The sequence below is a fragment of the Kitasatospora sp. NRRL B-11411 genome (assembly GCF_000721345.1).
GTDB classification, from domain to species: domain Bacteria; phylum Actinomycetota; class Actinomycetes; order Streptomycetales; family Streptomycetaceae; genus Kitasatospora; species Kitasatospora cineracea.
Genome location: NZ_JOGH01000014.1, coordinates 54869 through 71147, shown reverse-complemented (window position 1 = coordinate 71147; position 16279 = coordinate 54869). Strand labels below are relative to the sequence as shown.

The following is a 16279-nucleotide window of genomic DNA, read 5'->3' as shown; positions in this document are numbered from 1 at the left end:
CGAGATGCCTGACGAACCGTCAGAGAAGTCGATCCTCGGGCCGGCCGCCGGCTTCGGCGTGACCTTCAAGGCCATGTTCAAGAAGCGGCTCACCGAGCAGTACCCGGAGTACAAGAAGCCCACCGCTCCGCGCTTCCACGGCCGCCACCAGCTGAACCGGCACCCGGACGGCCTGGAGAAGTGCGTCGGCTGCGAGCTGTGCGCCTGGGCCTGTCCGGCCGACGCGATCTACGTCGAGGGCGCCGACAACCGGGACGAGGAGCGCTACTCGCCCGGCGAGCGGTACGGCGCGGTCTACCAGATCAACTACGCCCGCTGCATCCTGTGCGGGCTGTGCGTCGAGGCGTGCCCGACCCGGGCGCTGACCATGACCAACGAGTACGAGCTCGCGGACTCCAGTCGGCAGGACCTGATCTTCACCAAGGAGCAGCTGCTGGTCGGGCTGTCCGAGGGCATGGTCGACTCCCCGCACTCGATCTTCCCCGGCGCCGACGAGGGCGCCTACTACCGGGGCGAGATCACCGGCGCGGCGCCCGGCACCGTCCGGCAGGAGCGGCACGAGCGGGAGAAGGAGGAGCAGTCATGACCTCCACCGGCGAGGCCGTGCAGTTCTGGGTGCTGGCCGTGATCGCGGTCGGCGGGGCGCTCGGCATGCTGCTGATGAAGAAGGCCGTGCACTCGGCGCTCTGCCTGGCGGCGACCATGCTGTCGCTGGCGGTCTGCTACATGGCGCAGGGCGCGGTGTTCCTCGGCGTGGTGCAGATCGTGGTCTACACCGGCGCGATCATGATGCTGTTCCTGTTCGTGGTGATGCTGGTCGGCGTCTCCTCGGCGGACTCGCTCAAGGAGCAGCTGAAGGGCCAGCGGGTCGCCGCGGTGCTCTGCGGCCTGGGCTTCGGCGTGCTGCTGATCGCCGGCCTGGCCAACGCGCACCTGCGGAACTTCACCGGCCTGTCCGCGGCGAACGCCGAGGGCAACGTGCAGGGCCTGGCCCGGCTGATCTTCACCAAGTACGTGTGGGCGTTCGAGGTGACCGGCGCGCTGCTGATCACCGCGGCGATCGGCGCGATGGTGCTGACCCACCGCGAGAAGGTCAAGGCGCCGCCGACCCAGCGCCAGCTGGCGGCCCGCCGGGTCGCGGACAACATCCAGGTGCCGCCGCTGCCCGCCCCCGGCGTGTACGCCCGGCACAACGCGGTGGACGTCCCGGCGCTGCTGCCGGACGGCACCGTCGCCGAGGACTCGGTGATGGGCACCCTGCGCGAGCGCGGCCAGGTCCGCGACGTCAGCCAGGAGATGCTGCGGCGGATGGCCGAGCTGGAGGAGACCACGGCCGACTGGCTGGGCCGCCCGTCCTCGGCCCGCCCGCAGGTCGCCGGGCCGCGCCAGGCGCTGGAGACCGTGCCGACCAAGGACAAGGAGGAGGCGGAGTGAACCCGGCCAACTACCTGTACCTCGCCGCGCTGCTGTTCACCATCGGCGCCTCGGGCGTGCTGGTGCGGCGCAACGCGATCGTGCTGTTCATGTGCGTGGAGCTGATGCTGAACGCCTCGAACCTGGCGCTGGTCACCTTCTCCCGGCTGCACGGCAACCTGGACGGCCAGATCATCGCGTTCTTCACCATGGTGGTCGCGGCGGCCGAGGTCGTGGTCGGCCTCGCCATCATCGTCTCCATCTTCCGGACCAGGCACTCCGCTTCGGTCGACGACAGCAACCTGATGAAGCTGTAGGCGGAGGGCCCCTCAGTGAACTCTCTCATTCCGCTGCTGGTCGCGGCGCCGCTGGCCGGCGCTGCCCTGCTGCTGCTCGGCGGACGGGCCCTGGACCGGTTCGGGCACTGGATCGCGGTCCTACTGGCCGCGCTCTCCTTCGCCTTCGGGCTGGCCCTGTTCGCGGACATGCTCGGCCGGGACGCCGAGCACCGCGCCGTCACCGAGCGGCTGTTCAGCTGGATCCCGGTCGACGGCTTCCAGGCCGACGTCTCCTTCCAGCTCGACCAACTCTCGATCACCTTCGTCCTGCTGATCACCGGCGTCGGCACCCTGATCCACCTGTACTCGGTGGGCTACATGGCGCACGACGAGCGCCGCCGCCGCTTCTTCGCCTACCTGAACCTGTTCCTGGCCGCCATGCTGGTGCTGGTTCTCGCCGACAACTACCTGCTGCTGTACGTGGGTTGGGAGGGCGTCGGCCTGGCGTCCTACCTGCTGATCGGGTTCTGGCAGCACAAGCCGAGCGCCGCGACGGCCGCCAAGAAGGCGTTCATCGTCAACCGGGTCGGCGACATGGGCCTGTCCATCGCGATCATGCTGATGTTCGTCGAGTTCGGCTCCTTCGCCTTCCAGCCGGTGTTCGCCACCGCGGGCGACGCGAGCGAGGGCAAGCTCACCGCGATCGGCCTGATGCTGCTGCTGGCCGCCTGCGGCAAGTCCGCGCAGGTGCCGCTGCAGTCCTGGCTGGGCGACGCGATGGAGGGCCCGACCCCGGTCTCCGCCCTCATCCACGCGGCCACCATGGTCACCGCCGGCGTCTACCTGATCGTCCGCTCCGGGGCGATCTTCGACCTGGCGCCGGACGCGCAGACCGCCGTGGTGGTGGTCGGCGCGGTGACGCTGCTGTTCGGTGCGATCGTCGGTTGCGCCAAGGACGACATCAAGAAGGCGCTGGCCGGCTCGACCATGTCGCAGATCGGCTACATGATCATGGCGGCGGGGCTGGGCCCGATCGGCTACGCCTTCGCCATCATGCACCTGGTCACCCACGGCTTCTTCAAGGCCGGGATGTTCCTCGGCGCCGGGTCGGTCATGCACGGCATGAACGACGAGGTGAACATGCGGCACTACGGCGGCCTGCGCACGTACATGCCGGTCACCTTCGCCACCTTCGGCCTCGGCTACCTGGCGATCATCGGCTTCCCGGGCCTGTCCGGCTTCTTCTCCAAGGACAAGATCATCGAGGCGGCGTTCGCCAAGGGCGGCACCGAGGGCTGGATCCTCGGCCTGTGCGCCCTGACCGGCGCCGCGGTCACCGCGTTCTACATGACCCGGGTGATGGTGCTGACCTTCTTCGGTGAGAAGCGCTGGCAGCCCGACCCGGAGACCGGCGAGGCGCCGCACCCGCACGAGTCCCCGAGGACGATGACCGCCCCGATGGTCGTGCTGGCCTTCGGCTCGGTGTTCGCCGGCGGCCTGTTCGCCTACGGCAGCTCCTTCGTCCACTGGCTGGAGCCGGTCACCGGCCACGCCGAGGGCGACTCGCCGCTGTCCCCGCTCGTGGTCAGCCTGATCGCCACCGTCTGCATGCTGGCGGGCGCGGGCCTGGCCTGGCAGATGTACGGCCGCAGCCCCGTCCCGGTCAAGCCGCCGATCGGCTCGCCGCTCACCCGGGCCGCCCGCCGCGACCTGCTCCAGGACGACTTCAACCACGCCGTCCTGGTCCGTCCCGGCACCGCGCTGGCCGCCACCCTGGTCTGGTTCGACAGCCGGGGCCTGGACGGCTTCGTCAACGGCCTGGCCGCCGCGATCGGCGGGATCTCCAGCCGGCTGCGCCGGATCCAGACCGGCTACGTCCGCACGTACGCGCTCTCCATGTTCGGCGGCACGCTGGTGCTGGTCGCCTCCACTCTCCTGATGAGGTCGGTCTGATGAGCTACCTCCTCTCCGCCACCTGTGCCGTCCCGGCCGCCGGAGCGGTGCTCACCGCCGCCCTCCCGGCCGGGACCAGCGAGGCCCGGCGGCGCACCACCAAGACCGTGGCGCTGGCGGTCTCCGTCCTCACCCTGGGCCTGGCCGCCGCGATCGCGGCGTCCTACGAACCCGGGGGCGCCCGCTACCAGTTGACCGAGTCCTACTCCTGGATCCGCTCCTTCGGGATCAGCTTCTCGCTCGGCGCGGACGGCATCGGCACCGCGCTGGCGCTGCTCACCGCCGTCCTGGTGCCGGTGGTGATGCTGGCCGGCTGGCACGACGCGGACCCTGCGGCCCCGGAGGGCTCGTTCGAGTCCAAGCGGCGCACCCAGGCGTTCTTCGCGCTGATCCTGGCCGTCGAGGCGATGGTGCTGGTGTCCTTCCTGGCCACCGACGTCTTCGTGTTCTACGTGTTCTTCGAAGCCATGCTGATCCCGATGTACTTCCTGATCGGCGGCTTCGGCGACAAGGCCGGCGGTCCGGACGCGGACCGGCAGCGCTCCTACGCGGCCGTCAAGTTCCTGCTGTACAACCTGCTCGGCGGCCTGGTCATGCTGGCCGCCGTGATCGGCCTGTACGTGGTGGCCGCCGACCAGGGGCAGGCGACGTTCAGCCTCACCGGGCTGACCGACGCCATCTCCTCCGGCAAGCTGGTGATCGACCCGAACGCGCAGCGGGCGCTGTTCCTCGGCTTCTTCTTCGCCTTCGCGGTGAAGGCCCCGCTGTGGCCGCTGCACACCTGGCTGCCGAACGCGATGGGCGAGTCCACCGCCGGGACGGCCGTGCTGATCACCGCGGTGGTCGACAAGGTCGGCACCTTCGCCATGCTGCGGTTCTGCCTGGGCCTGTTCCCGGACGCGTCGAAGACCTTCGCCCCGGTGATCATGGTGCTGGCGCTGGTCGGCATCGTCTACGGCGCGCTGGTGGCGATCGGCCAGAAGGACATCAAGCGCCTGGTCGCCTACGCGTCGATCTCGCACTTCGGGTTCATCATCCTGGGCATCTTCGCGATGACCAGCCAGGGCCAGTCCGGCGCCACGCTCTACATGGTCAACCACGGCATCTCCACCGCCGTCTGGATGCTGGTGGCGGGCTTCCTGATCTCCCGCCGCGGCTCCCGCCTGATCGCCGACTACGGCGGCGTGCAGAAGGTCGCCCCGGTGCTGGCCGGCACCTTCCTGATCGGCGGCCTGGCGACGCTGTCGCTGCCCGGGATGGCCCCGTTCGTCAGCGAGTTCCTGGTCCTGGTCGGCACCTTCAGCCGGTACCCGGCGCTCGGCATCGTCGCCACCTTCGGCATCGTGCTGGCCGCGCTGTACGCGCTGCTGCTGTACCAGCGCACCATGACCGGCCCGGTGAAGGCCCCGGTCGAGGGCATGCCCGACCTGAAGGCCCGTGAACTGGCCGTCGTGGCCCCGCTGGTGGCCCTGACCCTGCTGCTCGGCGTCTACCCGAAGCCGCTCACCGACCTGGTGAACCCGGCCGTCAACGACACCCTCAGCCAGGTCCACCGCACCGACCCGGCGCCGGCCCACCCGGCCGTCGCCGCCAACGGAGGTGAGCAGAAGTGATGCCCGTCCACGCGCTGGCCGCCGCCGGCGGCAACAGCCCGAGCATCCCCGCCCCGCACATCGAGTACGGCCAGCTCTCCCCGATGCTGGTGGTGTTCGGCGCCGCGGTGCTCGGCATCCTGGTCGAGGCGTTCCTGCCGCGCCGGCTGCGGGCCTCCGCCCAGCTGGGCGTCTCGCTGCTCGGCCTCGGCGGCGCCTTCGCCGCCGTGGTGGTGCTCGCCGCGCAGGGCCACGCCACCACCAAGGCGGGCCTGCTGGCGATGGGCGCGGTCGCCATCGACGGCCCCGCGCTGTTCCTGCAGGGCGTGATCCTGCTGACCGCGGTGCTGACCGTGCTCGGCTACGCCGAGGGCCGGCTGGAGCCGCGGATCAACGGCCACCGGGTCGACGCGTTCGCCGCCCAGGCCGCGGCCGTCCCCGGCGGCGAGCAGGAGCGCGACGCCACCCGCGAGGGGATGCGCACCACCGAGATCTACCCGCTGACCCTGTTCGCGGTCGGCGGCATGCTGCTCTTCCCGGCCGCCAACGACCTGCTGACCATGTTCGTGGCCCTCGAAGTGCTCTCGCTGCCGCTCTACCTGATGTGCGCGCTGGCCCGGCGCCGCCGGCTGATCTCCCAGGAGGCGGCCGTCAAGTACTTCCTGCTGGGCGCGTTCGCCTCGGCGTTCTTCCTGTTCGGCACGGCCCTGCTGTACGGCTACGCGGGCACCGTGCAGCTCGGCGGGATCGCCGACGCGGTCTCCGGCGTCGCCCCGGTCACCCCGGCGCTGGCCGTCACCACCCAGAACGACGCGCTGCTGCTGATCGGCCTGGCCATGCTGGCCGTCGGCCTGCTGTTCAAGGTCGGCGCGGTGCCGTTCCACTCCTGGACCCCGGACGTCTACCAGGGCGCCCCGACGCCCGTCACCGGGTTCATGGCGGCCGCCACCAAGACCGCCGCGTTCGGCGCCCTGCTGCGGCTGTTCTACGTCGCCTTCCCCGGCCTGCGCTGGGACTGGCGGCCGGTGATGTGGGGCGTGGCGATCCTCACCATGGTGGTCGGCTCGATCCTCGCGGTCACCCAGCAGGACGTGAAGCGGCTGCTCGCCTACTCCTCGATCGCGCACGCCGGGTTCATCCTCACCGGCCTGATCGCCACCGACCGGCGCGGCGTCTCCGCGGTGCTGTTCTACCTGCTGGCGTACTCCTTCGTGACGCTCGGCGCGTTCGCCGTGGTCACCCTGGTGCGGGACTCCAAGGGCGAGGCCACCCACCTGTCCAACTGGGCCGGACTGGGCCGCCGTTCGCCGCTGCTGGCGGCGGTGTTCGCACTGTTCCTGCTGGCCTTCGCGGGCATTCCGCTGACCTCCGGCTTCACCGGCAAGTTCGCGGTCTTCCAGGCCGCAGCCCAGGGCGGGGCCACCCCGCTGGTCATCGTCGGCGTGCTGTCCTCCGCGGTCGCCGCGTTCTTCTACATCCGGGTCATCGTGCTGATGTTCTTCTCCGACCCGCAGCCCTCCGGCCCCGCCGTGGCGGTGCCCAGCGCGTTCACCGCCACCGCCATCGGCGTCGGCGTGTTGGTCACCCTCGGCCTGGGCCTGCTCCCGCAGTACTTCCTCGACCTGGCCTCCAAGGCCTCGCTGTTCGTCCGCTGACCGGCCCCGGCCGGCCCCCGGCCCCCGCCCGCACCGGGCGGGGGCCGGAGCGCTGACCGGCCCCGGTCGGCCCGTCCGGGGCCCGCCTCCCGCCACCAGGGAAGTCGGGCCCATGCCCGTGCAGTGATCCACTCCGGACCGGATACGCTGCCTTGTATGTGCATCGGCGGCGCTGAGGGACCGGCCCGCTGGATCGACCAGGGACAGGAGTGGTCAGCGTGACCGTCGTGGGGCCCTTCGGGCTGAGCGTGCAGGACCGCGATCTGACCCGGGACGTCCAGGCCGGGATGGAGGCCGTGGAGGCAGCCCTGGCCGAGGCCGTCAAGAGCGACGTGCCCTTCATCACGGTGACCGCCAGCCACCTGATCGAGGCCGGCGGCAAGCGCTTCCGCCCGCTGCTGGTGATGCTGGCCGCCCAGTTCGGCGACCCGACGGCGCCCGGCGTGGTGCCGTCCGCGGTGGTGGTCGAGCTGACCCACCTCGCCACGCTGTACCACGACGACGTGATGGACGAGGCCCCGGTGCGCCGCGGCGCCCCCAGCGCCAACAGCCGCTGGGACAACTCGGTGGCCATCCTCACCGGCGACTTCCTGTTCTCCCGCGCCTCCCAGGTGCTCTCCGACCTGGGCACCGAGGCGGTCCGGATCCAGTCCGACGCCTTCGAGCGGCTGGTCACCGGCCAGATCCTGGAGACCGCCGGGCCGCGCCCCGAGGACGACCCGCTGCGGCACTACTTGGACGTGCTGTCCGGCAAGACCGGCTCGCTGATCGCGGTGGCCTGCCGCTTCGGCTCCCTGATGGCCGGCGCCGAGCGCTGGATCGTCGACCTGCTCACCCAGTACGGCGAGCGGATCGGCACCGCCTTCCAACTCGCCGACGACGTCCTCGACATCGCCAGCGACGGCCACGAGTCCGGCAAGACCCCCGGCACCGACCTGCGCGAGGGCGTGCCGACCCTGCCGGTGCTGCTGCTGCGCCAGATGCCCGCCGACCCGGCCGACCCCGAGGACGCCCGGCTGCGCGAGCTGCTCGACACCGACCTGGCCGCCGACGACGCCGCGCACGCCGAGGCGCTGCGCCTGCTGCGCCGCCACCCGGCGCTGGAGCGGGCCCGCCGCGAGACGCTGCGCTACGCCGAGGAGGCCCGGGCGCTGCTCGACCCGCTGCCGGACTGTCCGGCCAAGGCCGCCCTGCAGGAGCTGTGCGACACGGTGGCGATCCGCACCATGTAGGCCCGGTCCGGCCGCCGCGGCCCGCGGCCCGCCCGGTCCCCGATAGGGTCGTGCCCATGTTGCGCGTGGTGATCGCCGAGGACTCCGTGCTGCTCCGGGAGGGGCTGACACGACTGCTGACGGACCGTGGGATGGAGGTCGTGGCCGGGGTCGGCGACGGCGAGGCCCTGGTGCGCACGATCGACGCCCTGCACGCGGAGGGCGCCCTGCCCGACGTCGTGGTGGCGGACGTCCGGATGCCCCCGACGCACACCGACGAGGGCGTGCGGGCCTGCGTGGAGCTGCGCGGGCGGCACCCCGGGCTGGGGGTGCTGGTGCTCTCCCAGCACGTCGAGGAGCAGTACGCGAGCGAGCTGCTGGCGGGCTCCACCCGGGGCGTGGGCTACCTGCTGAAGGACCGGGTGGCCGAGGTCCGCGAGTTCGTCGACGCGGTGGCCCGGGTCGCCGAGGGCGGCACCGCGCTGGACCCGGAGGTGGTGCAGCAGCTGCTCAGCCGCAGCCGCCAGGTCGACACGCTGGCCGCGCTGACGCCCCGTGAGCGCGAGGTGCTGGGCCTGATGGCCGAGGGCCGGACCAACGCGGCGATCGCCAAGCAGCTGGTGGTGTCGGACGGCGCGGTGGAGAAGCACGTGTCGAACATCTTCCAGAAGCTGGGTTTGGGACAGAGCCAGGAGGACCACCGGCGGGTTCTCGCGGTGCTCGCCTACCTGGAGTCCTGACCTGGCGGGACCCGCCGCAGCCGTCTGTGCGAGTTCCCTTCCAGCGGTGCTCCGCCCGCTTAGGATTCGCTGTGGTGCGCCAGGCGGACGGGGCACACGGCTCACGCCCGCTGCTGGCTCCCCCGACGAGGAGGTCCGCGGCAGTGACCAGTCAGGTCGATCAGTCAGAAGCAGTGGACGGTTCGGACGGCGACGGCCCGGCCGTGTCGGAGCGTTCAGCGCCCGGACGGACGGCCAAGCCGATCAGGCGGCTGGACCGGGTGATCATCCGTTTCGCGGGTGACTCCGGCGACGGCATGCAGCTCACCGGCGACCGGTTCACCTCGGAGACGGCGGCGTTCGGCAACGACCTCTCCACGCTGCCGAACTTCCCGGCCGAGATCCGCGCACCCGCCGGCACCCTGCCCGGCGTCTCCAGCTTCCAGCTGCACTTCGCCGACCACGACATCCTGACGCCGGGCGACGCGCCCGACGTCCTGGTGGCGATGAACCCGGCGGCGCTGAAGGCCAACCTGCCGGACCTGCCGGCCGGCGCCGAGATCATCGTCAACACCGACGAGTTCACCAAGCGGGCGCTGGCCAAGGTCGGCTACCAGCGGGACCCGCTGGAGGACGGCTCGCTGGAGGCGTTCCGGCTGCACCCGGTGGGGCTGACCACGCTCACCCTGGAGGCGCTCAAGGACAGCGGACTGGCCCGCAAGGACGCCGAGCGGGCGAAGAACATGTTCGCGCTCGGCCTGCTGTCCTGGATGTACCACCGGCCCACCCACAGCACCGAGCTGTTCCTGCGGCAGAAGTTCGCCAAGAAGCCGCAGATCGCCGAGGCCAACGTGACGGCGTTCCGGGCCGGCTGGAACTTCGGCGAGACCACCGAGAGCTTCGCGGTCTCCTACGAGGTGCCGCCCGCCAAGCTCGAACCCGGCACCTACCGCAACATCTCCGGCAACCTGGCGCTGTCCTACGGCCTGGTCGCGGCGGGGGAGCGCTCCGGGCTGCCGGTGTTCCTCGGCTCGTACCCGATCACCCCGGCCTCGGACATCCTGCACGAGCTGTCCCGGCACAAGAACTTCGGCGTGCGCACCTTCCAGGCCGAGGACGAGATCGCCGGGATCGGCGCCGCGCTGGGCGCGGCGTTCGGCGGCGCGCTGGGCGTGACCACGACCTCCGGGCCCGGCGTGGCGCTCAAGAGCGAGACCATCGGCCTCGCGGTGTCGCTGGAACTGCCGCTGGTGGTGGTCGACATCCAGCGCGGCGGCCCGTCCACCGGCCTGCCCACCAAGACCGAGCAGGCCGACCTGCTGCAGGCGATGTTCGGCCGCAACGGCGAGGCCCCGGTGCCGATCGTGGCGCCCGCCACGCCCGCCGAGTGCTTCACGGCCGCGCTGGAGGCGGCCCGGATCGCGCTCACCTACCGCACCCCGGTGTTCCTGCTCTCGGACGGCTACCTGGCCAACGGCTCCGAGCCGTGGAAGCTCCCGGACGTCGACGAACTCCCGGACCTGCGCGTCGAGTTCGCCACCGAGCCGAACGGCCCCGACGGCAGCTTCCGCCCCTACCAGCGCGACCCGCACACGCTGGCCCGCCCGTGGGCGGTCCCCGGCACCGCCGGCCTCGAGCACCGGATCGGCGGCATCGAGAAGCAGGACGGCACCGGCAACATCTCCTACGACCCGGCCAACCACGACTTCATGGTCCGCACCCGGCAGGCCAAGGTCGACGGCATCGCGGTGCCCGACGTCGAGGTCGACGACCCGAGCGGCGAGGCCCGGGTCCTGGTGCTCGGCTGGGGCTCCACCTACGGCCCGATCACCGCCGCGGTGCGCCGGGTGCGGGCCGACGGCGGCCACGTCGCCCAGGCCCACCTGCGCCACCTCAACCCGTTCCCGGCCAACCTCGGCGCCGTCCTGCGCGGCTACCAGCGGGTGATCGTCCCCGAGATGAACCTCGGCCAGCTCGCCCTGCTGCTGCGCGCCAGATACCTCGTCGACGCCCAGTCCTACAACCAGGTCCGCGGCCTGCCGTTCAAGGCCGCCCAACTCGCCGACGTGCTGCACGCCGCGCTCGGCGGCCTCGACGCGGAGGAGACCCGATGACCGACTTCCCCGCCCTGCGCCTGGTCCCCAAGGCGGACGGCCCGCAGACCGCGAAGGAGTTCAAGACCGACCAGGAGGTGCGCTGGTGCCCGGGCTGCGGGGACTACGCGGTCCTGGCCGCCGTCCAGTCCTTCATGCCCGAGCTGGGCATCCGGCGCGAGAACACCGTCTTCGTCTCCGGCATCGGCTGCTCCTCGCGCTTCCCGTACTACATGAACACCTACGGGATGCACTCGATCCACGGCCGCGCCCCGGCGATCGCCACCGGCCTGGCCGCCTCCCGCCCCGACCTGTCGGTGTGGGTGGTGACCGGCGACGGCGACGCGCTGTCGATCGGCGGCAACCACCTGATCCACGCGCTGCGCCGCAACGTCAACCTGAAGATCCTGCTGTTCAACAACCGGATCTACGGCCTGACCAAGGGGCAGTACTCGCCCACCAGCGAGGTCGGCAAGATCACCAAGTCGACGCCGATGGGCTCGCTGGACACCCCGTTCAACCCGCTCTCGCTGGCGATCGGCGCCGAGGCCACCTTCGTGGCCCGCACCATCGACTCCGACCGCCAGCACCTGCAGTCGGTGCTGCGGGCCGCCGCGCAGCACGAGGGCACCGCGCTGGTGGAGATCTACCAGAACTGCAACATCTTCAACGACGGGGCCTTCGAGGTCCTCAAGGAACCGGGCACCCGCGACGAGGCGCTGATCCGCCTGGAGCACGGGCAGCCGGTCCTGGTCGGCGCCGGGCACCAGGTGGTCCGGGACGGCGACGGCGAACTGCGGATCGCCCCGCTCGGCGAGGGCACCGCGCTGGTCCACGACGCCCACGCCGCCAGCCCGGCCACCGCCTTCGCGCTGACCAGGCTGGCCGACGCCGACACCCTGCACCACACCCCGATCGGCGTCCTGCGCGACGTCGCCCGGCCGGTCTACGACACCCTGATGGCCGAGCAGCTGACCCGGGCCGAGGAGCAGCAGGGCCGCGGCGGCCTCGCCGCCCTGCTGGCGGGCTCCAGCACCTGGACGGTGGACGCGTAGGCCGAGCGGTGACGGCCGGGGCCCGGGGAGCAGGCGTTCCCGGGCCCCGGCCGCCGTCGTCAGCACCATCCGCGGATTACGGGGATGACATTCCGGCGCGCGGGCCGTTACCTTTCGGGTGACACGACGGCGCGCGGGTGAAGGGCAGGCCATGGCGGAGGGTTCGCGGGAGGCCAGGGTCGGATTGTGGAACGGCTTCGCGGCGTACGGGATGTGGGGCCTGTTCCCGCTGTTCTGGCCGCTGCTGGAGCCCGCCGGGGCGGCCGACATCCTGGCCAACCGGATGACGTGGTCGCTGGTGGCGGTCACCGCGATGCTGCTGGTGCGCCGCCGCTGGGCGTGGATCCGCCCGCTGCTGCGCCAGCCCCGGCGGCTGGGCATGCTGGCGCTGGCCGCGGCCACCGTCTCGGTGAACTGGGGCGTGTACATCTGGGGCGTGAACTCCGGGCACGTGGTGGAGACCAGCCTCGGGTACTTCATCAACCCGCTGGTGACGATCGCCTTCGGCGTGCTGGTGCTGCGCGAGCGGCTGCGCCCGGCGCAGTGGGCGGCGGTCGGCGTCGGCACCGCGGCGGTCCTGGTGCTGACGGTGGCGTACGGCCGGCCGCCGTGGATCGCGCTGGCGCTGGCGTTCTCGTTCGCCACCTACGGGCTGCTGAAGAAGAAGGTCGGCCTGGGCGGGGCGGAGAGCCTCGCGGTGGAGAGCGCGGTGATGTTCCCGTTCGCGGTGGCGTTCCTGGTCTACCTGGAGGTGCGCGGCCAGGGCACCCTGGGGCACCACGGTTGGGGCCACACCGCGCTGCTGCTGGCCAGCGGGGTGATCACGGCGGTGCCGCTGATGTGCTTCGGCGCGGCGGCGCTGCGGGTGCCGCTGACCACGCTGGGGCTGCTGCAGTACCTGGCGCCGGTGTCGCAGTTCCTGATCGGCGTGGCGGTGTTCCACGAGACGATGGAGCCGGCCCGCTGGGCGGGCTTCGCCCTGGTGTGGGTGGCGCTGGTGGTGCTGAGCGGGGACGCGCTGCGGCGGATCCGGGTCGAGCGGCGGCGCGCCGCCGCCACCGCCCCGCCGGTGCCGGCCGCCGCGTCCTGACGGCGGGTTCCTGACGCCGACTCAGGTCGCGGCGAGGTCGCGGGCCAGCCGGGTGCTGTCGCGGTGCCCGGTGAACGCGGCCGCCGCGGCCCGGGCCGCGGCCCGCCGGCCGGCCGGCAGCAGGCCGCCGTGGGCCAGCGAGTCGACCGGGCGGCGGGTGCGCCACTCGTCCAGCGACCAGCGGGCGTACGGGCCGAACAGGGCCGGGGTGGAGCCGGGCAGGTCGGTGCGGGCCGGGACGGCGGCGCGGGCGCCGTTCAGGGCGATCTGGCCGTCGAGGTCGGCGCAGACGTCGAGCCAGGCGAGCGCGGCGGGGCGGTGGCGGGCCGCGCGGGGCAGCGCGAAGGCGTCCAGGCGGGACTGGAACAGGCCGCCGGTGCCGGGGGCGGCCGTCCAGCCGTAGTCGGTGCCCGGGCGCAGGTCGAGGGTGTCGCGCAGCCAGGTGTCGGCCCAGTCGCCGGTGAGCAGGAACCCGGCCCGGCCGGTGCCGAGCAGGCGGGCGGCGTCGGTCCAGTCGGCGTCGGCGGCGGGCGGGGCGGCCAGCTCCAGCAGGGCGTCCAGGGTGCGCAGGGCGCCGGTGGTGGCGGGGGAGCCCCAGGGGCCGCCGGGCTGCCAGAGCGCGGCGAACGCGTCCGGGCCGTGCGCGGCCAGCAGGACGGTCTCGGCCAGTTGCAGCACCTCGGTGGGGCCGCCGACCGCCAGCGGGGCGGCGACGGTGCCGGCGGCCTGCCGCAGTCGGGCCAGCAGCGCCTCCGGGTCCGCCGGGGGCCCGGCCGCGCCGGCGGCCGCCAGCAGCGGCGGGTTGGTCCACAGCAGGTTGGTGCGCCGCACCCCGGCCGGGACGGCGTACAGCGCCCCGCGCACGCGCAGCCGGGGCAGGACCGCCGTGGGCAGCCCGGCCAGCCAGCCGCGGGCCCGGGCGGGGCCGTCCAGCGGCTCCAAGTGGGCGGCCAGCTCGGCGAGTTCGGCGCCGCCGCAGCAGCGGAAGCTGTCCGGCGGCAGCCCGTCGGCCAGCCGCCGGGCGAGGCCGGTGTCGGACGGGGCGGAGCTGTCCCCGGCCACGAAGGTGACGTCCGGGGCGCGGCCCTTCAGCGCGGCCAGCATGGCCTGCAGCCCGTTCTGCTCCGGGCCGGACGTCCAGCCGGTGGTGACCTCCAGCAGCCCCGACGGCCCGTTCGCCGAACTCGCCGCCGCGGAGCCGTACCTGGCCAGCGCCGTCCCGGCCAGGGCGGCCAGCCCGCCGAGCAGGACCTGGCGGCGGCGGATCGGCACGGCACTCCCAGCGGGGTCGAACAGGCGGGCGGGCGCCCGACGGACGGGCGGTCCGGGGCGGCCCACCATCCCACCGTCCGGCCCGAGTCCGCGTCAAGGGCCGGGCCGGGACGGGCGGTCGTGAAGAACGCCTCCGCGGGATCTCCTCAACCGGACTCCCGGGCTGCTAACGTCCGTGCTGCGCGACCCGGCCGCCAGCAGTCCCGGCGCGCGGGAGGAACTCCGATGGTGCACCTCGCCCGGCCCGTGCCCCGCCACGTTCCCGTGCTCCGCCGCGTTCCGGCGGTCCGGCGGGAAGCGGGCGGCGCGCAGGGCGGCGAGCTGCGCATCACCCGCCGCACCGGGTTCCCCGCCGAGATCCGCTGGCACCCCGGCACCGGCGAGTCGGTCGAACTGCTGCCGCCCTACCGCCTGGAGCGGGTCGAACTGCGCCACTCCCACCGGGCCCGCCTGCACGGCCTGACCGCCGGCGTCCGGCTGGTCACCGCGGGCTGGTCCCCGCTCTTCCTGGTCGCTCCCGCCGACCTGCCGGCCCTGGCCCTGGCGGCGGCCTCCACCCGGCGGACGGCCTGCTGAGGCCGCGTCACCGGGCGGGGCCGCCCGGGTGGGTTCAGGACTGCTTCGCCGCCGCCTGCAGGGTCTCCGGGGTGACCGCGCCGACGTAGACCCGGCCGTCCTTGGTGACCAGGGCGTTGACGATGCGGGTGGAGACCAGGGTGCCGCCGTCGACCTGGCGGCCGGTGAACTTGGCCAGGCCCTTGGCGGCCTCGGCGCCCGCGTTGCCGTGCGCGACGGCGGTCCAGCCCTTGCCGATCACGCCCGCGTCGTGCCCGGCGACCGCGGCGTCGTGCCCGGCGTCCGCAGTGTCGTGCCCGGCCCCCGGGGTGGGCAGCACGGACGGGAGCGGGCTGCCCGGGAGCGCGTCGGCGGACCGCTCGACGACCTTGGCGCCCTTGGGGGCGGCGAAGTCGAAGGTCTTGGCGTCCGGCTTCGCGTAGGACAGGGTGCCGAAGCGGACGTCGAGCGCGGTCGCGCCGTCGGTGGTGCGGACCTGCACGGCGAGCGGGAAGCCCTTCTCGGCGTCGACCGAGACCCGGATCTCGTCGATCGTCGAACCGGACTGCTTCGGCTTGACGCTGAGCCGGTACGCGGCGTGCCCGGCGACCCGCTCGGTGCCGGAGACGGTGACCGAGGTGGTCTCGGCGGAGCCGTCGAGGAGCTGCTTGGCGACGTCCTGCGGGGTCAGCGAGCCGATGCCGGCCCGGCCCGCGTCGTGCTGCCCGTCGGCCCGGCCGGCGCCGGTGAAGTGCAGGGCCTGCCGGGAGTCGCGGTCGTAGGCCCAGACCTGGTCGCCGTTGTGGACCAGCTCGTAGCCGGACTTCTCGCCGGACAGGGTGAGCCGCTGCCGCTCGGGCCCGTCCGCGGCGACGCTCAGGGTGTGCGAGCCGCCCAGGAGTTCGACGGCCTTCAGCTGCGGGTCGGCCCCGCCGACCGACGCGCCGGCGCTGCGGGCCAGGTCGCCGATGGCGCCGGAGCCGGTCACGGCGTCGGTGAGGGCGGTGGGCAGGCCCAGGTCGGCGCTGACCCGGACGGTGCCGGAGAAGGTGTCGGTGGTCGAACCCAGGGCCTTGGCGACGAGGTCCTGGGCACTGATCGCGGGCAGGTCCGGCGCCTCGTCGCTGGCGAGCGCGGGCACCAGGCCGATGCCGGTGGCGACGACGGCGGCCACGGCCACCGGTACGCCGATCCGGACGGCGGTGCGCCGCTTCGCGGGCCGGGCGGGACGCTCCGGCCGTTCGACCGGTGCGATCCGGATCGGTGTCATGCCCTGTTCTGCGGTGGAGTCCTGGTCCATGGCAGCCCCCTTCCGAGTGCCTGTGCGCTGTCACCGTCCATGAGACCACCGCCGTCCGCCCGGGGGCGTCGCCCGGCGGCAGCAGATCCGGGT

The 16279-nt window shown here is 73.1% G+C and carries 14 protein-coding genes; 12 read left to right on the top strand and 2 right to left on the bottom strand.

Annotated features, from left to right (window positions below):
• Positions 1-4: 4 nt before the first annotated feature.
• The 11 genes from nuoI (at position 5) to rarD (ending at position 13059) form a co-directional block, all read left to right on the top strand.
• Positions 5-586, top strand: coding sequence for an NADH-quinone oxidoreductase subunit NuoI (gene nuoI, locus IH44_RS0109900; RefSeq protein WP_030459080.1), 582 nt, complete (start codon positions 5-7; stop codon positions 584-586).
• A complete protein-coding gene (locus IH44_RS0109895) occupies positions 583-1434 on the top strand; it encodes an NADH-quinone oxidoreductase subunit J (RefSeq protein WP_035954565.1) in 852 nt (283 codons plus the stop codon). The genes nuoI and IH44_RS0109895 overlap by 4 nt, the downstream gene beginning before the upstream one ends.
• The gene (gene nuoK / locus IH44_RS0109890) at positions 1431-1730 is read left to right on the top strand and encodes an NADH-quinone oxidoreductase subunit NuoK (RefSeq protein ID WP_030459078.1); all 300 of its coding nucleotides are present in this window, start codon (positions 1431-1433) and stop codon (positions 1728-1730) included. The genes IH44_RS0109895 and nuoK overlap by 4 nt, the downstream gene beginning before the upstream one ends.
• A 15-nt stretch (positions 1731-1745) precedes the next feature.
• Positions 1746-3644 (top strand): NADH-quinone oxidoreductase subunit L, encoded by a 1899-nt coding sequence (gene nuoL, locus IH44_RS0109885; protein ID WP_030459077.1) that lies wholly within the window; start codon positions 1746-1748, stop codon positions 3642-3644.
• Complete coding sequence (locus tag IH44_RS0109880) at positions 3644-5257, top strand: NADH-quinone oxidoreductase subunit M (RefSeq protein WP_030459076.1); 1614 nt, start codon at positions 3644-3646, stop codon at positions 5255-5257. Before nuoL ends, IH44_RS0109880 begins: the two co-directional genes overlap by 1 nt.
• Positions 5257-6891: an NADH-quinone oxidoreductase subunit NuoN gene (gene nuoN, locus IH44_RS0109875; RefSeq protein ID WP_030459075.1), complete on the top strand. Its 1635-nt coding sequence runs from the start codon at positions 5257-5259 to the stop codon at positions 6889-6891. The genes IH44_RS0109880 and nuoN overlap by 1 nt, the downstream gene beginning before the upstream one ends.
• Before the next feature lie 218 nt (positions 6892-7109).
• Entirely contained in the window at positions 7110-8123 is a 1014-nt protein-coding gene (locus IH44_RS0109870) for a polyprenyl synthetase family protein (protein WP_030459074.1), read from the top strand.
• A gap of 59 nt (positions 8124-8182) precedes the next feature.
• Positions 8183-8842 (top strand): response regulator transcription factor, encoded by a 660-nt coding sequence (locus IH44_RS0109865; RefSeq protein ID WP_304414204.1) that lies wholly within the window; start codon positions 8183-8185, stop codon positions 8840-8842.
• Between the two features lie 203 nt (positions 8843-9045).
• The gene (locus IH44_RS0109860; protein WP_369794926.1) at positions 9046-10935 is read left to right on the top strand and encodes a 2-oxoacid:acceptor oxidoreductase subunit alpha; all 1890 of its coding nucleotides are present in this window, start codon (positions 9046-9048) and stop codon (positions 10933-10935) included.
• Positions 10932-11969 (top strand): 2-oxoacid:ferredoxin oxidoreductase subunit beta, encoded by a 1038-nt coding sequence (locus tag IH44_RS0109855; RefSeq protein ID WP_030459071.1) that lies wholly within the window; start codon positions 10932-10934, stop codon positions 11967-11969. The genes IH44_RS0109860 and IH44_RS0109855 overlap by 4 nt, the downstream gene beginning before the upstream one ends.
• Before the next feature lie 151 nt (positions 11970-12120).
• A complete protein-coding gene (gene rarD, locus IH44_RS0109850) occupies positions 12121-13059 on the top strand; it encodes an EamA family transporter RarD (protein ID WP_030459070.1) in 939 nt (312 codons plus the stop codon).
• A 21-nt stretch (positions 13060-13080) separates the two neighbouring features.
• Here rarD and IH44_RS0109845 read toward each other — a convergent pair whose 3' ends face one another.
• A complete protein-coding gene (locus IH44_RS0109845) occupies positions 13081-14331 on the bottom strand; it encodes an extracellular solute-binding protein (RefSeq protein WP_030459069.1) in 1251 nt (416 codons plus the stop codon).
• 225 nt (positions 14332-14556) lie between these two features.
• Between IH44_RS0109845 and IH44_RS0109840 the strand changes: the two genes are divergently transcribed.
• Positions 14557-14907 carry a hypothetical protein gene (locus IH44_RS0109840; RefSeq protein WP_030459068.1) on the top strand — a complete coding sequence of 117 codons (351 nt, stop codon included), beginning with the start codon at positions 14557-14559 and terminating at the stop codon, positions 14905-14907.
• Between the two features lie 34 nt (positions 14908-14941).
• Here IH44_RS0109840 and IH44_RS0109835 read toward each other — a convergent pair whose 3' ends face one another.
• Entirely contained in the window at positions 14942-16186 is a 1245-nt protein-coding gene (locus IH44_RS0109835; protein WP_051816724.1) for a hypothetical protein, read from the bottom strand.
• Positions 16187-16279: the final 93 nt, after the last annotated feature.